Below are 2,693 nucleotides of genomic sequence, written 5' to 3'. Positions count from 1 at the left end.
CAAAAACAGTTAGGTTTGAACAGAGTGAAAACCAGCGCCTTGAGACGCTGGTTGGTATCACTCGGGCTTATAGCCCATGAACAAACCACCCGTTTTACGAGTGGTCATGATTTAAACGTCAAATAAATTTGATACGTTAACAGATTGGATTTTCTCAATTATCTTAATCTGGAATTGAATTGTTTAATTAAGCTTGTTTTTTGCTCTTTCTTGATTTTATTTCAATATTGAAAAGAGGATTAACTCTTTCGTAGAAGTCATTCATTTGTGCGAAGTTCATGCTTGCCATGTTTGAGCTTAAGCTTACTGTACAGTTTTTACCGAAATTTTTGATTTGTTTTTGTGTTGTTTTTGTGAACATATTATTTTCCCCCTTAATTAATATTATTTATTACGCTTGTTTTCTGTTTTTTCTTAATTTTCTTGAACCAAATAATGGTGTCATTCTTTCGTAAAAGTTATCCGCTTGAGCAAAATTCATGCTCGCCATACTTGTGTTAAAACTAATTTGTGAACTTTTTCTAATATTATTTTTTCTCATAAATTTTACCCCCTATGCGTTTTTTCTGTTCTTGAAGATTCTTCTTGATCCAAACAATGGAGAGAATCTTTCGTTAAAATGATCGACACTTGCGAATGTCATTGATGACATATTTGTGTTCAAACCAAGAGATGTTTTCTTTGCAAAATCTAAATATTTTCTGTTATTCTTAATCATTTCAGTTCCCCCTCATTTAATATTTATATGTGATTTTCGATTCGTTAATAAATGAATATTCAACGAACGAAATTATCGAGTTTAATATTCATTGGATATCCAAATGATAATTCATTTCATATCCCTCATTGCAATAAGTATTATATAACCATAAAACAGCTATGTCAAGCACTTTTTCAAAGTTTTTTGAAAAATTTTTGTAAAGAAAAATTAGGAAAACGAATGAATTTTGTGAGTACCGTTTTCACAGAAGACTTATTTTTATTCGAGAAAATATTTTTTGGGAAAACAAATGTTGATATGTTCAAGTTTTCTAATAAAAATAAATTTTTCCCAGTTACTCAATGTTTTCCTGCGATTTTCCCGAAAGAAAACAGATAGCATTTTAAATGTTTGGGAAAATTTTTGAAAAAATTGATAATGCATATTGATGATTACAAAGAAATTTAGTAGAATAAAGCTGAATTCAATTTTAAAATAATATGATTTTATATAGACAATAAAAAAACAATATGCTATAATTTAAAAAATCTCCCTATGATACTTTTATTAAAAGATTATGAATTAGTGGTTATAGTACGTGTGATTCAAAATCTACAATGGAATTTGTTGAAATAATCTAAAATATCAATGAAGAATTATATTAAGTTCCAACTTTTGTAGAATAATCGAAAAGCTGACCTATTCTGGTTGTTTTGTGAAGATACACCGATGAATCCTTTATTTGAAGATATAGACATAAAGACGCTTGAATGGATAATAGAAATTCATGGAGAGTAAATAGAAGGAGACTGATGAATATGAATGAGAGAGTAGTTATTACAGGAGTATGTGGAACTGTTGGCAGAGAACTTTTAAAGTATTACATAGACAAAGATGATTATATTATAGCTGTTGATATTAATGAAAATGACATTGCAATCTTAGAAAAAAATATTAAATATGAAAACATTAAATTTATTCCACTCGATATATATGATGAATATACACTAAATATTATCGAAAAATTAAATCCAACTGCGATCATACATGCAGCTGTACTGAAAAACACTTATTACAACGAAATCTATAATAAGTACTATCATAATAGCAATGTCAGTGGAACAATAAAACTTATATACAGAATGATTGATTCGAAAGATTTAAAAAGATTTATTTTTCTTTCCAGTGATGAAGCGTATAATCCAACCAATTTTTTTGGAAAAGATAAACTAGAAGTTGAAAATATTTAAAAAAAAATTAAGAAAAATGGAAAAGTAATACAATCAGTTAGATTTCCGTTTATAGTCGAAAGTAAAGGTTCAGTTTATAATATTTTTAAGGAACAGGCTAAAAACAATTTACCACTTACGGTAACTGATAAAAATATAAAAAAAATTACAGCTAATTTAAGTAGTTTTATTTTTACATGGAATGATTTTTACAACAATATATGCGAAAATGGGGTATTTAACTTTGATATTGGAGAGGAAATATCTATATATAAATTAGCTAATGACATAATAAAGCAGACTAATTCAAATAGTACGATAAAGATTATTGGGCTAAGAGAAGGAGAGGTCTTAGAAAGAAACATGGTAAAATTAAACGAAAAAGAAGTTTATAATAATATTTTTAGAATATATTAATAAATATATCGTTTAAAATTTGACGGTATAGGTATATGAGATATTAAGATAATTTGTCAATGAAAGAATTTTCATAACAAACAATACCATTTGGATCATTCGTTTTTTCGCGGGCATTTAGTGTAAAATCAATGAACAAATATTTATTTATTGGTATTGGAGTTGTTGCTATATCAATGGTTGCAAAGAAAATTTATATAAAAGGTTGATTTACTAAATTTTAGAATAATAAAAATAAAACCAAGAATTGACCTGAACCCCAAAATCCGGAATACGGATGAAGGGGTTTTTGTATGCCAAAATACACAAAAGAATTTAAAATTAAACTAGTGAAGGAATACTTATCA

3 protein-coding genes and 1 pseudogene are annotated in these 2,693 nt (G+C 27.1%); 1 reads left to right on the top strand and 3 read right to left on the bottom strand.

What is annotated here, in order from left to right:
- Positions 1–187: 187 nt before the first annotated feature.
- The 3 genes from KHW44_RS08285 to KHW44_RS08275 are packed head-to-tail and all read right to left on the bottom strand — an operon-like array spanning position 188 to position 718.
- Positions 188–361 (bottom strand): hypothetical protein, encoded by a 174-nt coding sequence (locus KHW44_RS08285; RefSeq protein WP_304068328.1) that lies wholly within the window; start codon positions 359–361, stop codon positions 188–190.
- 30 nt (positions 362–391) lie between these two features.
- Positions 392–541 (bottom strand): NADH azoreductase, encoded by a 150-nt coding sequence (locus KHW44_RS08280; RefSeq protein ID WP_304068325.1) that lies wholly within the window; start codon positions 539–541, stop codon positions 392–394.
- Positions 542–553: 12 nt separating this feature from the next.
- On the bottom strand, positions 554–718 hold the full coding sequence (locus KHW44_RS08275; RefSeq protein WP_002835797.1) for a hypothetical protein: 165 nt from the start codon (positions 716–718) through the stop codon (positions 554–556).
- A gap of 752 nt (positions 719–1,470) precedes the next feature.
- Between KHW44_RS08275 and KHW44_RS08270 the strand changes: the two are divergent.
- A pseudogene (locus KHW44_RS08270) lies at positions 1,471–2,346 on the top strand (polysaccharide biosynthesis protein).
- Positions 2,347–2,693 lie beyond the last annotated feature (347 nt).

Origin of the sequence: Finegoldia magna (genome assembly GCF_018371055.1) — a bacterium.
Taxonomy (GTDB): domain Bacteria; phylum Bacillota; class Clostridia; order Tissierellales; family Peptoniphilaceae; genus Finegoldia; species Finegoldia magna_I.
This window is presented reverse-complemented; position numbering and strand designations above follow the sequence as displayed.